Source organism: Tetragenococcus solitarius NBRC 100494 (assembly GCF_001544195.1).
Lineage (GTDB): Bacteria > Bacillota > Bacilli > Lactobacillales > Enterococcaceae > Tetragenococcus > Tetragenococcus solitarius.
On the sequence record NZ_BCPY01000043.1, the window covers coordinates 1 to 17,749 of the forward strand.

At 34.8% G+C, this 17,749-nt stretch carries 13 protein-coding genes and 1 pseudogene; 4 read left to right on the forward strand and 10 right to left on the reverse strand.

What is annotated here, in order from left to right; genetic code table 11:
* Positions 1-662: 662 nt before the first annotated feature.
* The 5 genes from TS1_RS10435 to TS1_RS10455 form a co-directional block, all read right to left on the reverse strand.
* Entirely contained in the window at positions 663-1,808 is a 1,146-nt protein-coding gene (locus TS1_RS10435; protein ID WP_068710454.1) for a PDDEXK family nuclease, read from the reverse strand.
* A 270-nt stretch (positions 1,809-2,078) separates the two neighbouring features.
* On the reverse strand, positions 2,079-3,356 hold the full coding sequence (locus TS1_RS10440; RefSeq protein WP_068710455.1) for a glycoside hydrolase family 125 protein: 1,278 nt from the start codon (positions 3,354-3,356) through the stop codon (positions 2,079-2,081).
* Positions 3,353-5,992, reverse strand: a complete 2,640-nt coding sequence (locus TS1_RS10445; RefSeq protein WP_068710456.1) for a glycoside hydrolase family 38 N-terminal domain-containing protein — start codon at positions 5,990-5,992, stop codon at positions 3,353-3,355. Before TS1_RS10445 ends, TS1_RS10440 begins: the two co-directional genes overlap by 4 nt.
* 116 nt (positions 5,993-6,108) lie before the next feature.
* Positions 6,109-8,082 carry a beta-N-acetylglucosaminidase domain-containing protein gene (locus tag TS1_RS10450; protein WP_068710457.1) on the reverse strand — a complete coding sequence of 658 codons (1,974 nt, stop codon included), beginning with the start codon at positions 8,080-8,082 and terminating at the stop codon, positions 6,109-6,111.
* A gap of 23 nt (positions 8,083-8,105) precedes the next feature.
* A complete protein-coding gene (locus TS1_RS10455; RefSeq protein ID WP_068710458.1) occupies positions 8,106-9,437 on the reverse strand; it encodes a PTS sugar transporter subunit IIC in 1,332 nt (443 codons plus the stop codon).
* Between the two features lie 159 nt (positions 9,438-9,596).
* Here TS1_RS10455 and TS1_RS10460 point away from each other — a divergent pair, with 159 nt between their 5' ends.
* A complete protein-coding gene (locus TS1_RS10460) occupies positions 9,597-10,325 on the forward strand; it encodes a GntR family transcriptional regulator (RefSeq protein WP_068710459.1) in 729 nt (242 codons plus the stop codon).
* Positions 10,326-10,599: 274 nt separating this feature from the next.
* Positions 10,600-10,845, forward strand: coding sequence for a helix-turn-helix domain-containing protein (locus TS1_RS10465; protein ID WP_068710464.1), 246 nt, complete (start codon positions 10,600-10,602; stop codon positions 10,843-10,845).
* A gap of 3 nt (positions 10,846-10,848) precedes the next feature.
* Here the strand turns inward: TS1_RS10465 and TS1_RS10470 are convergent, their stop codons facing one another.
* Entirely contained in the window at positions 10,849-11,028 is a 180-nt protein-coding gene (locus tag TS1_RS10470; protein ID WP_157061665.1) for a CAT RNA binding domain-containing protein, read from the reverse strand.
* A gap of 126 nt (positions 11,029-11,154) precedes the next feature.
* Between TS1_RS10470 and TS1_RS10475 the strand changes: the two genes are divergently transcribed.
* Together TS1_RS10475 and TS1_RS12555 are read left to right on the forward strand one after the other, a co-directional pair.
* Positions 11,155-11,394: a helix-turn-helix domain-containing protein gene (locus TS1_RS10475; protein ID WP_068710461.1), complete on the forward strand. Its 240-nt coding sequence runs from the start codon at positions 11,155-11,157 to the stop codon at positions 11,392-11,394.
* Between the two features lie 84 nt (positions 11,395-11,478).
* The gene (locus TS1_RS12555) at positions 11,479-11,733 is read left to right on the forward strand and encodes a hypothetical protein (protein WP_157061666.1); all 255 of its coding nucleotides are present in this window, start codon (positions 11,479-11,481) and stop codon (positions 11,731-11,733) included.
* 109 nt (positions 11,734-11,842) lie between these two features.
* Here the strand turns inward: TS1_RS12555 and TS1_RS10480 are convergent, their stop codons facing one another.
* From TS1_RS10480 to TS1_RS10495, 4 genes and pseudogenes are all read right to left on the reverse strand, one after another.
* Positions 11,843-13,300 (reverse strand): glycoside hydrolase family 32 protein, encoded by a 1,458-nt coding sequence (locus TS1_RS10480; RefSeq protein WP_068710462.1) that lies wholly within the window; start codon positions 13,298-13,300, stop codon positions 11,843-11,845.
* Between the two features lie 92 nt (positions 13,301-13,392).
* A pseudogene (locus TS1_RS10485) lies at positions 13,393-14,983 on the reverse strand (alpha-glucoside-specific PTS transporter subunit IIBC).
* Positions 14,984-15,099: 116 nt separating this feature from the next.
* Positions 15,100-15,942, reverse strand: a complete 843-nt coding sequence (locus tag TS1_RS10490) for an endonuclease/exonuclease/phosphatase family protein (protein WP_157061667.1) — start codon at positions 15,940-15,942, stop codon at positions 15,100-15,102.
* A 47-nt stretch (positions 15,943-15,989) separates the two neighbouring features.
* Positions 15,990-17,651 carry a glycoside hydrolase family 13 protein gene (locus tag TS1_RS10495; RefSeq protein WP_014124581.1) on the reverse strand — a complete coding sequence of 554 codons (1,662 nt, stop codon included), beginning with the start codon at positions 17,649-17,651 and terminating at the stop codon, positions 15,990-15,992.
* Positions 17,652-17,749 lie beyond the last annotated feature (98 nt).

Consider the following 17,749-nt stretch of genomic DNA (forward strand, 5'->3'; position numbering starts at 1 on the left):
AAAAGTATTAACAAATAAGCGATTGGTCTGAATTAGAAGTCAAATGATTTTGACTAGAAAATATACTAGAATAGAGCTGTATTTAATGACTTAAGTATACCCTTGACTTTAAGAGTAAAGAAATTCAAAAAACTATTCATCAAAATGGCACCAAAAATAAAACGAAAACATTAATAATAATGACGTTTAATCACTCAATGGAAAAGCTATTAGAACACTAGATTCTAGTTGAAGTCCACGAAAACGGGAAGAAGAACGTGCGATATAATGTAGTAGATATTGTGATTGCTTTTATTACGTGTGTTTTTGCCAAATTTTCATATAAAATTTGTTTAATATTTAAAACTGTTGAAGTATCTTTTAACATAGTGATAACCACATCTATACTTTACTTAGCTTCTTGCAGAGCAAATGACAGTGACACATTAAACACAGTTCCTGCAAATTTCTGACAACCACTGCTCTGATGATCCCTGTTCTAAAGACCACAGTCGTTTTGATTGTTTTGTATTCAAGTATATTAGGAGCTCCTCGTATAAAGTAAACCTTCTTACTTTTATAGTTCAACTTTAAATCTAGTGATTATGGAAATACAAATATTTATAGTTGACGAAAGGTCTATACAAGAAACTTATTATCTGTACATATTCGTAATCTAATACTTAAAACATTAAATCTTTTAAAAATGTCGAAAGTATTTCCTCAATTTTATCTTTTTCTGTGTACTTTATTCTTAGTAGCGGTATATTGTTCTTCTTACAATATTCATTTTTAGCTCGATCATTTAGACGTCTGCGAAAAAATTCTTCTTCTCCACCCCACTGATCAATAATCTCAAAATGTTGCCTTCCATCAAATTCTATTAATAAAATAAGCTTATTGTTTTTTAATATAGAAAAGTCAAATCGTAATTTTCTACCATAATCACTTTTAAGATCATCAAATGACTGCTCCACAGTATATTGTATATTATATTCCATTAAGTAACTGTGAATCATCTGAGATCCATGACTATTTCTTTTACTGCATTTAGGACATCGATTTCCGTTTAAGAAAGAATTAGGTTTGACCTTGTAAATGTGTCCACAGTTATTGTGTCGAACTTTAATTTTGATAGAATCGTTTATGTAAGTATCCAAGAAGGTGTAATTATCTCCCTCTAAATCTTTAACTTCCTGCTGAAATTGGTCATTTGTTTTCCTCATTAACCCACTACAAAAAGGACATCTTGAACCTTGAATAAAATGAAGTGGGTTCACATCCCAGACATTTTGACATTTTTCATGTCGTATTTTTATTTTAATTTTATTATTTACATAGTTGTTTAATACGGTATAATCACCGCCAACCAGCTTGTAGACCTCCTTTTTAAATTGTTTATCGCTTTTTTTCATTCTTCCACTGCAGTATGGGCATCGTACTCTTTGAAGAAAATGATTCGGCCTAATACCATAAATTCTATTACATTTACAATGCCTAACCTTTATTTTAGTGTGTCCGCCCTGATACTTTTCCAGAATTTCGTATTCCATCCAATCACTGGGACGTTTTGTTTTTATTTCTCTTAAAAACGCTTCGTTTGACTTTGACCGAATTTTTGCTACTCTTTTTTTACTACATTCAGGACACCCGTTCCCTCTCAAAAAAGAATGAGGGGAAATTGCCCATGTGTATCCACAAATATGTCTAGCGCGTATCTTAGCGTGAGCACTCTTGTATTTTCCCAGAAATTCATATTCTTTCCAATCATTGGAGCGTTTTGCTTTTAATTCTTCTAAAAACTCTTCATTTGTTTTCTTTTTACCCATGTACCAGTCCCCTCCTCTCTCTTTTTATTAGCATAATGTAATAGCAAGCAACTCTCCTATTAAAAATTTCTTGAGTGAAAACAACTTAAATATTGTATAACTTTTTTTCGAACATTCATTTAAAAGAAAAATAGTTTGCTAAATGATTAAGAATTTTTCTTCTACCATGGCACATCTCAAGTTGTTTTTTCAACACAATAATAACGCACACAGACTGTTAAAGTTCGTTCGTTTTTCACTATAATACGTGACAGTTGTTTTTTATTCCCTTTATTCACTTTTATTGTTAGCTAAATAATGAAATACCAACTGACAAAAGGTCATATTGGACCATGAAAACCATTCTCTTGTGTATTGCGTAGGGTCATCTACAAATACACCTTCATGGCACTGATTTGTACCAGCGTCTGTCGCACAGATCAAATCAATCTTCGCTTTTATTTCAGATACATTTTGTGACGTTAATCCTTCCATAGCAAGTGCGATCGGCCACACATAATTTTCTGGTGTATGGGGACTACCAATGCCCGCTAGATATTTTCCTTTATAATAAAATGGATTATTGGTACTTAACGCTTGATTTCGAGTCGACAAATACAAAGGTTCGTCTATGTTGCAAAATTGTAAAAATGGGAGTGACAACAAACTTGGGACATTGGCATCATCCATAAATAATTGGTTACCATATCCATCTACTTCATAGGCATAAACAATCTCGCCTTCAACTGTCATCTCTCCAAATTCTTGTACACCTTTTTGGATTTCGGCAAGTAAAACGGTCATTTTCCGCTGCATTTCAGTATAGCTTTCTGGTAATATTGTTAAAAGTTGTTTTAAAACCGAAACGATAAATAAATTTCCCGGAATAAAATAACCATAGACACAAGCATCGTCACTGGGGCGAAAGCCGCTCCAAACCATGCCAGTATATTGGACAGGCGCACCATATCCACCATTTGGTAAAGTATCTGAAGACGGACAATTTGTCCTTTGAAAATAATAAGGAGATCTTTCGTGATGCTGTTCAGTAATAAAAACATCCAAAATTTGATCCACTACTTGCCAAAAATCCGCTGTTAAATGTGCCTTATATCCTGTTTTTTCATATAAAAGAAAAGCCAAATATAAAGGAGCGCATAAAGAATCAATTTCAAATTTACGTTCCCAGACTAAATCGGAAATTGGAATATTTGACTGATCTTCACTAAAATGCGCTCCGTTGGTATCTTTATTAAACGCGTTTGCATATGGGTCATGATGAATATAAGTTAATTGTTGCTGAATGACTCCATGCAAGAAGGTCTGGATTTCTGGTATTTCTTTTGCTAGATGCAGATACGGCAATACTTGAAAGGTCGAATCACGTAACCACATGGCAGGAATATCACCGGTAGCTACAAAAATTTTCCCATCAGACTGTACAGAAACGGTATTGGTAATGGTATCAACGAGCGCATGGCGAAATAACTTTGTCGCTTTTTTAGAATATAAAGTGATCGTACCTGCATATTGACTGATTTTTTCGATCAATTGTTGCTGATCAATCATTTTTTCCCTCTTTTCGAATCTTTTTGTGGGTAAACCCCGTAAGTGCGTATTTCTCCTGCTTTGAAGGACTCCATTTGATAGCTATCCACGGACATTGCAAGCTGTTTTACTTGTTGACCTCTTAGGTTTAATTCCGAAATGTTGCTTATTTTTTTACATTGAATAGAGCCTGGCATTGAAATTTTTTGTTCACTTGGATTATACAAACGAACTTCATAGCCTGTCTGATCGGCAGACACTTGCATGCTACTAAATACAACTTGCAACTGTTCAAGTTCAAATAAGCAATCACGGTCAACAGCCTGACTGAGTGAATTAATAGGGAAATATTCAATGGGTGTCGTAAATTGATTTAAAGATTGATTTTGGTAATAAAGACCTTCTTGCGTAAGTTCGACATACTGCTTTTCAAGCGCTACTGGATTATAATCATCCTCGATTACTAAACGACCAGTAAACGCAAAATCTCCCTGTAATTGACTATCCGGTGTTTCTACTATTGTTGTTTGCAAGCCCGAAGCATCTCCTGGCCGGCGTAATAAATCTGGTCGGCCTAAGTAACCGACTCCCCTTAAAACTGTTACGGCTAATTGCTGGAAATCTTCTCCTATTAATTGAAAATCTTTGGCACCTTTTGCTATAAACGTCCAACTCGATTTTTCATTATGAGTATTGGCAAAATGAATCATAGGACGCATACTGGTTGGCTCTTCCTTATAGCCAATTTCTTGCCAATCTTTTAAATGAGGGTCTTCTACAGGCCGTTGAATGGTACCAAATGGGGTATCAGCATAGGAATAACTTGCCTTAACATCTGTGTTCAACACTAAGCGCAAACGATGGTCCAGCACTTGATTGTCAATAGATAAGGAAACGTCGATTGCTTTTGTATCTTTGGTTAACGTTAGCGACAAATCATAAGACACTTCTCCATTAAGCGTCTGTTTTTTTCTAGCGGACAAATCATACGGTAGCGCCCATTTGCCAGTTAAACGTAGGGTACTTACGAAAGAACCTTGTTCAGTTTTTACTTTTGCTTGTGTAAAATCTAATGTAAGCAGCCAATCATCAAAGGCTGGAGAATAATCATAATTATCCCCTTCATCTCCTCCGTCTTCAAAACCAAGAAAATTAAGGAATGTTTTTTGGTTTTCCTTATTATACAAATTGATACCTTTCCCGTTGAAGTTTAACTTGTAATATTTATTTTCAATAGAATCATTAGCTACAGTTAATTTTGACGCTGAACTTTCTTTTTCTTTAATATGGTATCTTAGAAAATCGGTGGCTGGCACATTAACGAGTACAGCAATTTTTGTCAGATAATAAAAATCATCTTGCATTTTTTCAGAGTTTCGACGTAAAACAGCTGCATTTTCTTTTTTTTGGGTAATAACGTCAAACGCTACTAGCTGTCCTTTTTCATCAAGCAAAGTAAACTGAGGCTGTCTAGTCGATACATGAAGTTCACGTACCTGTTTACTTTCAACCGGCAAAGGGTTCCAAATAAATAGATCATTTGGTTCGCTTTTTGCTACAGAAATACTCATTTTTCTTAATAGATAGTCACGTAAAGATTCGGCTATCTGCAAAGCATTAAGTCCTCTTTGTCGAATATCACGATTCGTCTTATCGCTATTACAAGCACCTGAACTATCATGCGCTTGACCACGAGCAATGGTTTTCCAGATATCATCAATCAAACCTTGTTTAAGTTCAATTCCTTTTTGGCTTGCCATAGCAGATAAAGGTTCCACTTGATAAATCATGGTGCGTTCTAGTCGATCGTACAATTGTTTTAAATCCGCTCGTGAAGAATAAATTCCTCGATGAATTTTTGAAACAGAGGGATCAATAAACTCACCAGCAACAGTTTTTAAAGAATCTTTTTCAAGTTTTTTAAAAAACTCTAAATAGTTACTTTCGATAAACTCTACGGCATCATGGGTTTTTTTGTTTGCCATAGCTATTCGCTTTTTTAAGTTAAAATCAACTGGACGTTGATCCCCGCCTACTGGTAGCAAAGCAGGTTCATCAGTAGTTTCTGTCGTTATTGTCTTAACTAAAGAATCGAACTGGTCGTTTTCGATTAAATCAACGCCAGCATAGTAACCGTTTTTTATGTTTGCAGTGAGGACTTTTGAACCATCATTACTAGTCCAATAGAAATAGCGAGCGTCAATTTCTTTAGGTGTCCCGCGCCAAAATAATGCATGATTGATGCCGACGCCATTATAAATTTTAGGCATATCTTGTGATTGACCAAAAGAGTCTGGCAAATAACCCACAGCCATCACTGCGCCCAATGCTTCTGCACTATCCATCCCTAAACGTAAATTGCGTAAAATAGCTTCCCCGCTGGTGACCATTTCATCAATTTGAGTATACCAAGGTCCTATAAATAAACGACCCGCATCCACATATTTTTTTACAAATGTTCTTTTAGATGGAAAATCAGCTAGATAGTCATCTAAAATCGACATTTGACCATCTAAAATGTAATAATCTAACAGATTATTAGCTAAAGCCATAAAAACTTCGTCCATATGAAAAGCAAACTGTACTTTTGCCTCTTGTCGCGTAAAATACCATTCAAAATCCCAATGAGTATGCGCAACAACGTGTACTTTTTTCAAAAATGACACTCCTTCAAATTTTATTAAAAACTCTCTTATAAAGGGAAAGTCTTTAGAAAAGCTCCTGCTTTATCATAAACTACCTATAAAACAGGAAAACTTTCCAAAAAAAGTTATTATTTATCTAAATTTTCTTTAACGGCATCTTCTAATTCATCCGTAAAGGGTTGCAGTCTTTTTCCAGCAGGTTTGGCTTTCACTGGGTCCTCCCCTTCTAACATAGGACGATCATAATCCAAACTTTTTTCTCTTAAATTTTGTCCTTTTGTAAAGAATTGTTGCGCCATCTCGTTATCGCCATCCTCAGTAGCCTCTTGTGCCTTCAAAAATTCGACATCAGCTAAAACCATATCATGTAATGCATGAACAAACGGCGTTAATTCTTCTTTCAAATTTTTATTACTAGCTTCGTCTAAAAAGATTTCTCCTGCATCTGCGATATATTCTAATTCATCGATTAAATCAGGCGCTGTTTCTTGAATGGATTCTCCATTTTGAACATTCTCTAATGTATTATCAAGTAAATCTTTGATATTCTCACTTTCTTCTGCTTCCAACCCTTCCTCAGGATCGGCGTGTGTCATATGCTGAGCTAAGGTATAAAAAGCTGCAGTAGCGTTTGGCTCAACATACTGCATACTATCTTGCCAGCTTTGTTGATCATTAAAGTCTTCATTATTCCAAGCATAATCAGCAATTGCAAATATCGCGACTTTAGAAGCTTCAGCTTCTTGCATTGGATTAGTTACCACACCTGCAAGACCACTTACGCCTGTTTCCAGCATATCTCCTTTCCCTAAGAAAACACGCTCCATATCCACATCATTTACGGGCCAATTCAACCAAAATAATGGATTTCTTCTCTCCACGCCTTTGTCATCAAGACTTTTAAAATCATCGATGGTATCTTGCGTAACTGGCGATACGGTATTAGAACCGGTCCACAATATTTGAACATTTTCATCAAAATTTTCTTCTAAAGTATTTAATTCTTCGCCGTCATCCCAGGCCCAATCAGAATTGTAAGCAGCTGGCGTATAAATTGTATCTTTAACATCTCCTTTTTCATCCGCCCACTCAGAAACCGCATTGACTTGTTCAACGACATAATCAAGCGGCAATGCACCGACATCATCTCCCAGAATACCGAATTCCCTAACGCCAGCGTCATATAATTGATCGAATTTTGCCAATAACTTCTCGTTATTTTCATCTAATAGCTCCATCGCAGCTTCCTGTCCATCTTCTTGGGCAATTTCTGCTACTTCTCCTAATGGCGAAATCGACCAAACAAAGTCAGTTTTATTTTGTTTACCCACATCTGCCATTTTACTGATTTCTTCTAGTTCTTCATCAGGATAAAGCTCATCCCATTTTTCTCGATGGTATGGATCATCTTTAGGTGCAAAGATATAAGAAGTTGTCTTGAATTGTCCGCCAAATTTCATTAGCGACTTACGATCTTCATTTGACCACGGAATCCCATAGTAACCTTCGATAAATCCTCTTATTTCAGTATCTGCATAATCTGCCATTTGAACTTGTTGGATAACGTTATCTTGGGTTTGATCTAAAATCATTTGAAAACTAGTAAGTCCGTAAAAAGCAGCGTCGCTATCTTTCCCTAAAATCGTGATGGTGTTTTCATCGATCGCTAATTGATAAGCATCATTATGTTCAAAAACTTGATCATTATCTGCTACGATTTCTTTTGCCTGTTGTTCAGCCGATCCATCTGAACCCTTTGTACCAATATAAATATTTAATTTCCCATCTGAAGGCGTATCAGCAACCTTTGGTTCAGGTAAATGATGGTTTTTGAAAATACTGCTTAATTTATCTTTCGTTACATCATCAATGGTATCGTCGTATACAACTTGTGCGGCTCCGTTAATTGTTAATTTTTCTTTACCATATTTGATACTATGAGGTTTAGGGTAAATGGCATATTCTTTGTTTGCAGCTGCCGAATTTTTGGTCGAACCTTTAACAGCATCATCTGATGACTGATTAACAAAATATATAACGCCTATGATTATAAGAACTCCTACTATAACTGCTGTTAGTATTTTTATCGCTTTTTTAGACATCGTTTGACTCCTTTAACTTATATTTAAGCCTCTACTGCGGTCTTTCTCCGTTCATTTCTTTGATTAATGATCACAAATGGCGCGTAAAGAAGGATATCTAATACAACTAAAACAGCGGTTAGAATCACTGGGCTTAAACGAAAAGCACCTAAGACCCATGTACTAATAAAGAGCGGTTCATTCCCTGAGTTTAAGACAACAAGTGGAACGACCCAGCCAATTTTTGTGACAACATAGGCAATAATAGCATTCGTCATTGGCACTAAAACCCATGGAATAAACATAATCGGATTTAAAACAATAGGTAGACCGAAAATAACGGGTTCATTAATACCAAACAATCCTGGAATAATGGATAATTTAGCTACTTCCCGTTCTTTCTCTCCTCTTTTGGCAAATATCCACATGGCAATAATCAAGCCAAAAGTTGATCCTGATCCTCCGATCATAGCATAAACATTGGTCATCGTATTAGGTGCGATTTCAATTCCGGCAAAACTTTGTGTTTCAGCAAATTGCGCAATAATTTCCAAATAGATAGGCAACCAAAAAGCTGAGATAACACCCCAAACGATATTAAATCCATGTAAGCCCAAAAACCACAAAATTTGTTCTAGTAAAATAACGATTAAAATCGCTGGTAACCCCGTACCTACTGTCAGTAGTGGAGCAATAAGCACTTCTGAGATCATTTGCAACAAAGAAGCGTAACCTAATGATTGAATGATAATTCGAATCACGCCGAAAATTAATAATACTTCACTAATAGGAATTAACGAGAAAAACGAATCAAAAACATTAGGCGGTACATTTCCAGGCATCTTAATCGTAAATTTACTACGAGTAAATCGTGCAAATAAAGCAACTGAAAGCATACCTACAATCAAGCCAGTAAACATCCCTTCATAACTGAAAAAAGAATTAGCAAATCCCTCAATCATTTCAGCACTGGGGTCATCGAAGTTTACATTATTTGGCACCATAACAAAATAGGAAGCAAAGGCTAAAAGTGTGGCAATAATAGGGTTTAGGTTCGTATTTTTTTCCTTTCTCTTTAACTCTGTTGCATAAGAATACGAGGAAGAAAATACGACAATCAAAGCCACGATTCCTAAAGTGGCATTCCCTAGATAACCAAATAAATCACTGATACCGGTAACAAATGAATTTGTAATATTTTGATTTTCAATAAGTGCATCCAACTGCATTTGAATTAAATTTGAAAAAGAACCGACAACAGTAAAAGGAATAATTCGAACAAAAGCATTTTTAATTGCCTGCAAAATCATATTACTCTCAACCCAAGAAGAAACTTTTAACAAAGGTTCTTGTAGTTTTTCCACATTAAACTTCATTTTCTTACTCCTTTAAGTAAAATTTTAGAAAGCGCTTCTATATGAACTATTATATATAACTTTATTTATTTGTAAATAATGAATTTTAAATTTATGTTTACAAATTAACCGTTTTGTGTATAATAAGTATATACAAATTTAAATTATGGGGTGGACAAATTGTATAAATACCATGATATTTATTCTGATATTAAACGTGATATCTTAACTAATCACTATCGCGCCGGCACTTTATTACCCACGCAAGATTTTTTTGCAAAAAAATACGATGTTTCAAGAATTACATTAAAAAAAGCCCTCAATTTATTAGAAAATGAAGGCTTGATTTTTAGCAAGCAAGGGTCAGGAACCTACGTTCGTAAACAAATAGATAATGATTCCAGTGATCTTTTACCGCTCGATTTACCCATTGGAACAACTTATTCCCATCGTGACCAAAAAATCAGCAGTACAATTTTACATTTCGACGCTCGATTAGCCGATAAAAAAGAACAAGAAAAACTGGGAATTGAAGCAAGCAGTCCAGTCTATGAATTCAAGCGGGTGCGTAGTATCAACGACCAATTATACAGCTATGAACACGTGGTTATGCCCGTATATATCGCTCCTCTTGATGAAAAAATATTACAAGGTTCCGTCTATGATTATTTAGGAACAAAAGCAAAATTACAATTAACGGATGCCCATCGTACGATTTACGCTGAAGAAGCTTCAAACCAGGCCAGTAAAGCCTTGCAGATAGAAGAAGGCAGCCCCGTATTGGTTATTGAACAAGTCGCTTATGATCAAAAAGGGCGTTCCTTCGAATTCTCTAAATCGGTTTTCAAAAGCAGTCAGAGTAAGTTTATTTTAGATGTACATATGAGTAGTGATCGAATTTCGTTATAAAAATCTTGTTTCGCCTATTGGGCATGAGTATTCAATAAACTTGTGATAACTCAGCGTGAAAATATAACTTTTATATGTTCCCTTCTTTGTTGCTCTACTAATTTCCAGATTCTATGTATTTCACTTGCTCCTCTCTTTTCTCTCATAACAAAAAGGAGCCGCTAAAAAGATTAAGTTCTTTAGCGGCTCCTTTTTTATAATCCAATTATTTCTTATGTTAGCTAAACAAGCAACGATTTTTCTTAAGCCTTCATTTAAGATACTCATATATGTAATGAATCAGAAAGGATTGAGTATCTTGCCAAACGAAAAACAATTAGTCATACATGTTCGTGACCTCACCCAAAAACATAATATTTCCTTACGAGAACTTTCCAGACAAAGTGGAATTGATATCGCCAGATTAAGTGAACTTGCGAGTGGGAAAAGAAAACGTGTCAATATTGACTACGTTGTACGAATTGCCGAAGCTCTTAACATCAGTGATATCCGAGAAATACTTACTCTTGAGGACAAATAATTCCTAATGAGTTTCATTTTCTTGCTGCCTCTTTTCAACAAATATTTGTGAGGCAGCGTTTTCATTTATGCGATCGCCTTTCTTTTTATTAAATCCAATCCCTCTACCAACTAAGACCATCGATTCATTGTTTTCGCTTTTTGCCACTAAAGCATTGTGACTAAATACTTGCAAAATTTTCATTAAGCCTTCCTCTCCTTTAAAAATTATAGACAAACTACTATCTGTTGCCTCCTAGGACAACGGTTTCATTTTCATTATAACTTATGATGCTTATAAACGCAACAACTTCTAAAGGAGTCTGATCGCTTGTATACAGAAAGAAAAATCGTCATACATATTCATGATTTATTAAAAAAGAAAGGCTGGTCTTTATCAAAACTCGCTCTTGAAGCTGATATTGACAAGTCAAAATTAAGTCGTTTAGCCAATGAAAAGCGTGAATACCTATACATTGATTATTTAATAAAAATTGCTGAAACATTAGATATTGACGACCTTAATGAGATAGTTTCAATCGAACGAGTCAACTATGAAGATAAAAATTAGCATAATTCTAATACTTTTTATATGGAACCTTTCACAATACATGTTATTGTAGAATGTTCCTTTTTTAGATATCACTAGCCATGATTGACAATAAAAAAATGTACTAAATCTGGCGCCGCTTACTGTTTTACTCATTTTCAAATGGGAGTAACGGCTTTAATTGGACAGTCATTTCACTTATTAAGTCCACTGGTTCTTTTTATTTATATCCTACTACGATTGACTGGCGTAGATATGGGACATTGGCAAAAAAAGAGCGTTTTTTGCGTAGCTGGTTTATTTTTAGTTTATGTAGCTGTTAACTTAGGCTTCGGCATTGTTCCATTAACAGAAAACTAATCCATCCATCTTACTCAAACAAAAAAAGGGAACGCTTTGCTGCAGTGTCCCTCGTTTTTTGTTCTTTAAGTATGGTCATTGTTTAATTATTCTACAATACAGCTGATCGCTATACTTTTCCTAATTTTACTTTTTCAAACACGAATCTGTCCTCACTTTTCACCTGCAAAGCCGTAAATGGACTTTGGACATAAAAAGCGTTAGTTATTGTTTCTTCTTCATTGATAAAAATCTCAATGGAAGATCGATCCAGAAAAATTTGAATATCTAATTTTTCATTCGGTTCGATAAAAACTAGATCTGATTGAGACATAGACTTACCTTCATCATCTATTATTTGATTAGCCACATGCTCGCGTGAACAGACTAACGCTCGTTTTTCTGGTAAGTAGCTTAACTGTATAAATTCATTCTCTTCATTTTTAAAAAATAAATCAAAAGAATGGCCTCTTGCTGCTATTTTAAGAGAAAAATAATTTGCTTCAGCTATTGAAAACTCCTTATTTGTTACTCTTACTTGATCCTTTTCCTCTTTAATAGCGACCGATTCTACAATTTCTGTGGGAACTTTTTGCTGTAATTGTCCATTTTTATAGGTAATTATTCTTGGCAATGTCATCTGTCCAAACCAGCGATGTCCTAATTCATAAGTGGGTCTATTGGACTGCCAATTTTGCATCCAGGCTATCGCTAAGTAGCGACCATCTGCCAATTTGACCGTCTGTGGCGCATAAAAATCAAGGCCTTTATCCATCTCTTTAATTGAAGTTTGCTGAAACTTAAACGAATTCCAATCCATCTGTCCTTCGATAATCCAAGAAATATGAGAATGGACTTTCCGATTTTTATCCTCGTAATTCATCGCGCTTAAAATAAAGACCGCTTTATCTTCAAATAGCAATAAATCTGGACATTCTACCATAGTTCCTAGATAAGGATTATAAGAGAAAATAACCGACACATATTTCCACGCTAATAAATCCGCCGAACGATACAACAAAACTTGCCCTTTATCATCTTCCGTCTTAGAACCAATAACGCAATAATACACGCCATCTTTTTCAAAAATTTTAGGGTCGCGAAAATCGACCACAGATGAACCTTGCGGAATATCTTTTTCTGTTAATACGGGATTTTTCTCATACTTTTTAAAAGTAATACCATCTTCTGAAATGGCGATATTCTGATTTTGTCGTGTCTTTGAATTATCAGTATCATTAGGCAAATGCCCGGTATACATGATATATAATTTACCTTCTTTTTCAATCGCACTCCCTGAAAAAACACCTCCTCGATCATAAGATTGATCAGGTGCCAGTGCAACTGGCAAATGCTCCCAATGTAAGACATCTCGACTTTTAGCGTGTCCCCAATGCATAGCTCCATGCTCGGCTCCATAAGGATAATGTTGATAAAACAAATGAAGCTCATTTTTGAACACTACAACTCCATTTGGATCATTGATCCAGCCAATCGGTGGCGCAAAATGATAGACGGGATAAAATATTTTATTGATTGTTTGCTGATTGTCCTGTATAAACTGATTCGCTTCTTCAATTGAATACATAAATTACTTCTCTCCAGTTTTTAAGTAAGTAAATTTGCAACATGGTAAAGATCCAAAAAGTTTGATCTTTTCATAATAAATAAACTTTTTTATTAATTGCTAGTATCATTTTCAACAATATTTTCAAATTCTTCCCGGACTTTTGGTACCTCCATTCCAACGATGACTTGCATAGCTTTTCCATTACGTACCACACCGTAGGCACCATATTTTTTGAAAAATGCATCATCTTTTACTTGATCCCGGATCCTTTACTGAAATACGTAAACGAGTTGTACAATTATTAATATCTGCAATATTTTTAGATCCTCCCAAGCCATCCAAAAAGCCTAACGCTTTACTGGCTACATTGTTTAATCCTTCTTCAGTAGAAGTTGAACCTTTTTCTTCTGCTTTTTTCGCCTCATACTCTTTTTTACTATACATGTGTACCCCTTCATCCTCTTCACGTCCAGGCGTTTTTAAATTGAATTTTAAAATTGCCCAGCGGAAAACAAAATAATAAATGAAAGTGAGTACAATACCACTAGCAAAGTAAATAAAAATAGCATCTAAATGATTTTCAGCCATGGGTAAAAGAACGCCCGTGAGACCTCCAATATTTGCTGCAAAGCCTCCCGCTAAACCAAAAGCATAGATTGTCATTGCAAAGATAGATGTTAATGCTGCATGAACAGCAAATAATTGCGGTGCTAAAAATAAAAAGGTAAATTCAAAAGGTTCAGTAATCCCTGCAATCATAGCTGTAGCAGCTGTGGGAATAACTAAAGCCATTGTTTTTTTCCTTTTTTCAGGCTTTGAAGTAGCAACAAAAGCTGCACCAATTCCTATTGGAAAGAAAAACATAGAGGCATTTTGTAACATAAAGCCTCCTTGGGGGAAGATTTCTCGTATTGGTCCATCAAACGCAGCGATTTCCGAAAGATGCTCGAACCAATAATTAAGCAATCCCCCTTCAACAGCTGCAGGACCAAATTCAAAGGGTTGATTGATAAAATGATGAAGGCCTGTTGGGATTAAAATTCTTTGGAGAAAAACGTAAATTCCTACACCTGCTGTTCCACTAGACGCCATAAAACCTTGAAGTTGAGAAATAACATCTTGAATTGATGGCCAAATCCATGCTGTCAAAAAAGCAAGAGGAATGTCCATAAAAAAACCTAGCATAACCACAAATGAAGAACCGGAGAAAATGCCTAGCCATTCTGGTAAAGCCGTATCAAAAAATCGATTATGTAGATATACTGCTAAGCCAGAAACCAATAGTGCGCCTATTAAGTTTGTATCTAATGTTGCAATTCCTCCGATTTCTTTAATACCAATAGTATCTTCTACATTACTCATATCTACGCCGAAATTCCATGTGTTTAAAATGTAATTAATATTTGTATTCCAAATCATATAAATAACAAAAGATTCCATAACTGCTCGCGCCTGGGCTTTTTTTGCTAGCCCAATAGGCAAACCGATTACAAACAATAATTCCATGTGATCAAATACTGTCCAACCACCAGATTCGATCATACCCCAAATATCGCTCCAAAAAGTACCTTCAGCGGCAAGCCCACCTACTATTGATTCATTTTGAAACGCAATAGACAATGCTAATATTATCCCATTAAAAGCAAATAACATAACTGGCGTAAGCATTGCCCCTCCAAAGCGTTGTATTTTTTGCATCATTTTATTCAGCCCCTTTAGTATCCTTTTAGTTTTACCCAGACGTTTTTGATAGCGGTTTCTATGATTGATAATTTATAAAGCTTTATTAATAGTAAAGCTTTATAAATAAAAATTCTTTATTCTTGTATTACAACTTCAATACCAAAATGATCACTTACAATAGATTCATTATCTTGATTGAAAATGACATTGTTTTTTTGAACAGTTAATTTATCACTAACAAAAACATAATCAATTCGTTTACTATCAGAAGTTGTTTTCCAACCATCGATTTTTCCCTTCATGGTTGCATATCCGTAATTTTCTTGTGCGATTGTATAAAAGTCACTTAAAAACGGCGTTGTTTTTAAAACATAATCATACCCTTTATTGTAAACGCCAGCTTCATTGTTAAAATCACCCATAAAAATAATGTTTTCTTTCATATTTTCATTAAGGGCGATCTGGGTTCTATCCCACTCATGTTTGAAAATTTGATTACCTTCTGGATCTTTCCACCAAGAAAAATGACCATTAAAAATTAACCATTTTTTATCAAAAATTGATAAATTACTTTTTAAAATATTTCTAGTGCCTATATTGTCGTATTCTGCAGTATGAGAAATATTTATTACCTGGGAATTTTGTGGTGTTTTCGACAGAATGGCTAGACCTTCATCATATTTATCATATCCTATATGATTAGCGCTCCAAGTCCAAAAATAATATTTTTCAAGTCTCTCTAGTTCTTTGACCAAAACTCCCGCATAATTACCTTTTTTTAATGGAACAAGATTAACTTCCTGAGTAGGTTTTATAAAACGCTCATGTTCAGCCATTTTTTCTTTCATAGGCTGATTAACTTCTTGTAGAGCGATTACATCATAATCTTTAGTTGCTATCACTTGCGCTAGTTGTTTTATTTTTTTACTAGCAAATTTTTCCATCCATCCATGTACATTTAATGTTAAAACTTTCATCTTCCAATCCCTTAATTTTAAAAAATTCAAATTCAAAATATTTTTTCCTATTTTGAAATTTTATACATACGTGCTTCATAAGGACGTAATAAGATACTATTATTTAAACGATCATTAACTTCATAATTAGCTAGTACAAGTTCTTTTAGATTATATTTAGAAAAGTCCATTTTTTCACGACCATCAAACATATTTACCATAATAAGAAAATCTTCTTGCTCACCGTGTCTGAGATAGGCATAAACTGATGGGTGCTTTTCTTCAATTAATTCATAGGTTCCATAAATAAGGGTTTCTGAACGACGTCTGATATCAATCATTTTTTTATAGAAATTATAAACAGAATTAGGGTCTTCATAAGACTCAGCTACGTTGATATCTGCGTAATTGTCATTTACTTTTAACCATGGCGTGCCCGTTGTAAATCCTGCTTGCTCTGTAGAATTCCACTGCATTGGCGTTCTTGAATTATCACGAGAACTTTCCCAAATATATTCCATTGCTTCTTCTTGCTTACTACCTTCTTTAATCATAGTTTTAGCTTTATTGACTGACTGTATATCATCATATTCATCTAAAGAATCAAAATGAACATTTGTCATACCAATTTCTTGCCCTTGATAAATAAAGGGAGTCCCCTGCATAAAGAAATACATCGTTGCTAGCGCTTTAGCAGATGTTTTACGCATATCTGTATCATTTCCCATTGACGAAACCGCACGCACTAAGTCATGGTTTTCAAGAAACAAAGCATTCCAACCAACACCTTCTAACCCTTTTTGCCACTTGGTTAACACTTTTTTAAATTCTGTGAGATCAAAAGTAGCTTTATCTCCCCAAAGATTTATATGTTCAAATTGAAAAATCATATCAAAATAACCGTTTTCTTCACCAACCCACTGTTCTGCATCCTCTACTTCAACACCATTTGCTTCTCCTACTGTCATAATATCGTAGTTATTGAAGGTTTCTTCAGCTAATTCTGTGAGATGTTTATCAATACCCGGTTGATTCATATGCGCATCAAAAGATGGCACAACATCTTTTTTCAATGGATTAGGCAAATCTGGAAAACCAGGCTTTTTCTTGATATGTGTAATTGCATCAATCCTAAAACCGTCGATTCCTTTATCTAACCACCAATTAACAGTATCATACAGCGATTGCCGCACTTCTGGATTCTCCCAATTTAAGTCAGGTTGTTTTTTAGAAAATATATGCATATAATATTCTTTTGTTTTGTCATCCCACTCCCAAGCTGGACCATTGAAAATAGATTCCCAATTATTAGGGCGGCTTCCATCTTTTTTACCTGGATGCCAAATGTAATAATCACGATATAGATTATCTTTAGAAGACCGTGATTCAATAAACCATTCATGTTCATCCGAAGTATGATTAATGACAAGATCCATAATTAATTTCATACCACGTTTGTGTATTTTTTCCATCAATTCATCAAGATCTTTCATTGTCCCGAATTCACTCATAATAGCTTTATAATCGCTAATATCATAACCATTGTCATCGTTAGGTGATTGATAAACTGGGCTCAGCCAAACTACATCAACCCCTAAATCTTTTAAATAGTCTAATTTTTCTATAATACCTCGTATATCACCAATTCCGTCTCCATTTGTATCATAAAAACTACGAGGATAAATTTGGTAAGCAACTGCTTCTTTCCACCATTTTTTTGTTTGTTTCATTGAACATCCTCACCTTTCCTAAAAGTTGCTCTACGCCATAATAGAATTAATTATTTTTTATTATTTCCGATTTTGAAATCGTTTTACGACCAAAATTT

Bases quoted from the DNA above. Each gene is read 5' to 3' on its own strand.
- TS1_RS10435 (WP_068710454.1), bottom strand. From the start codon at position 1,808: ATGGGTAAAAAGAAAACAAATGAAGAGTTTTTAGAAGAATTAAAAGCA.
- TS1_RS10440 (WP_068710455.1), bottom strand. From the start codon at position 3,356: ATGATTGATCAGCAACAATTGATCGAAAAAATCAGTCAATATGCAGGT.
- TS1_RS10450 (WP_068710457.1), bottom strand. From the start codon at position 8,082: ATGTCTAAAAAAGCGATAAAAATACTAACAGCAGTTATAGTAGGAGTT.
- TS1_RS10455 (WP_068710458.1), bottom strand. From the start codon at position 9,437: ATGAAGTTTAATGTGGAAAAACTACAAGAACCTTTGTTAAAAGTTTCT.
- TS1_RS10465 (WP_068710464.1), top strand. From the start codon at position 10,600: ATGAATCAGAAAGGATTGAGTATCTTGCCAAACGAAAAACAATTAGTC.
- TS1_RS10470 (WP_157061665.1), bottom strand. From the start codon at position 11,028: ATGAAAATTTTGCAAGTATTTAGTCACAATGCTTTAGTGGCAAAAAGC.
- TS1_RS10480 (WP_068710462.1), bottom strand. From the start codon at position 13,300: ATGTATTCAATTGAAGAAGCGAATCAGTTTATACAGGACAATCAGCAA.
- TS1_RS10490 (WP_157061667.1), bottom strand. From the start codon at position 15,942: ATGAAAGTTTTAACATTAAATGTACATGGATGGATGGAAAAATTTGCT.
- TS1_RS10495 (WP_014124581.1), bottom strand. From the start codon at position 17,651: ATGAAACAAACAAAAAAATGGTGGAAAGAAGCAGTTGCTTACCAAATT.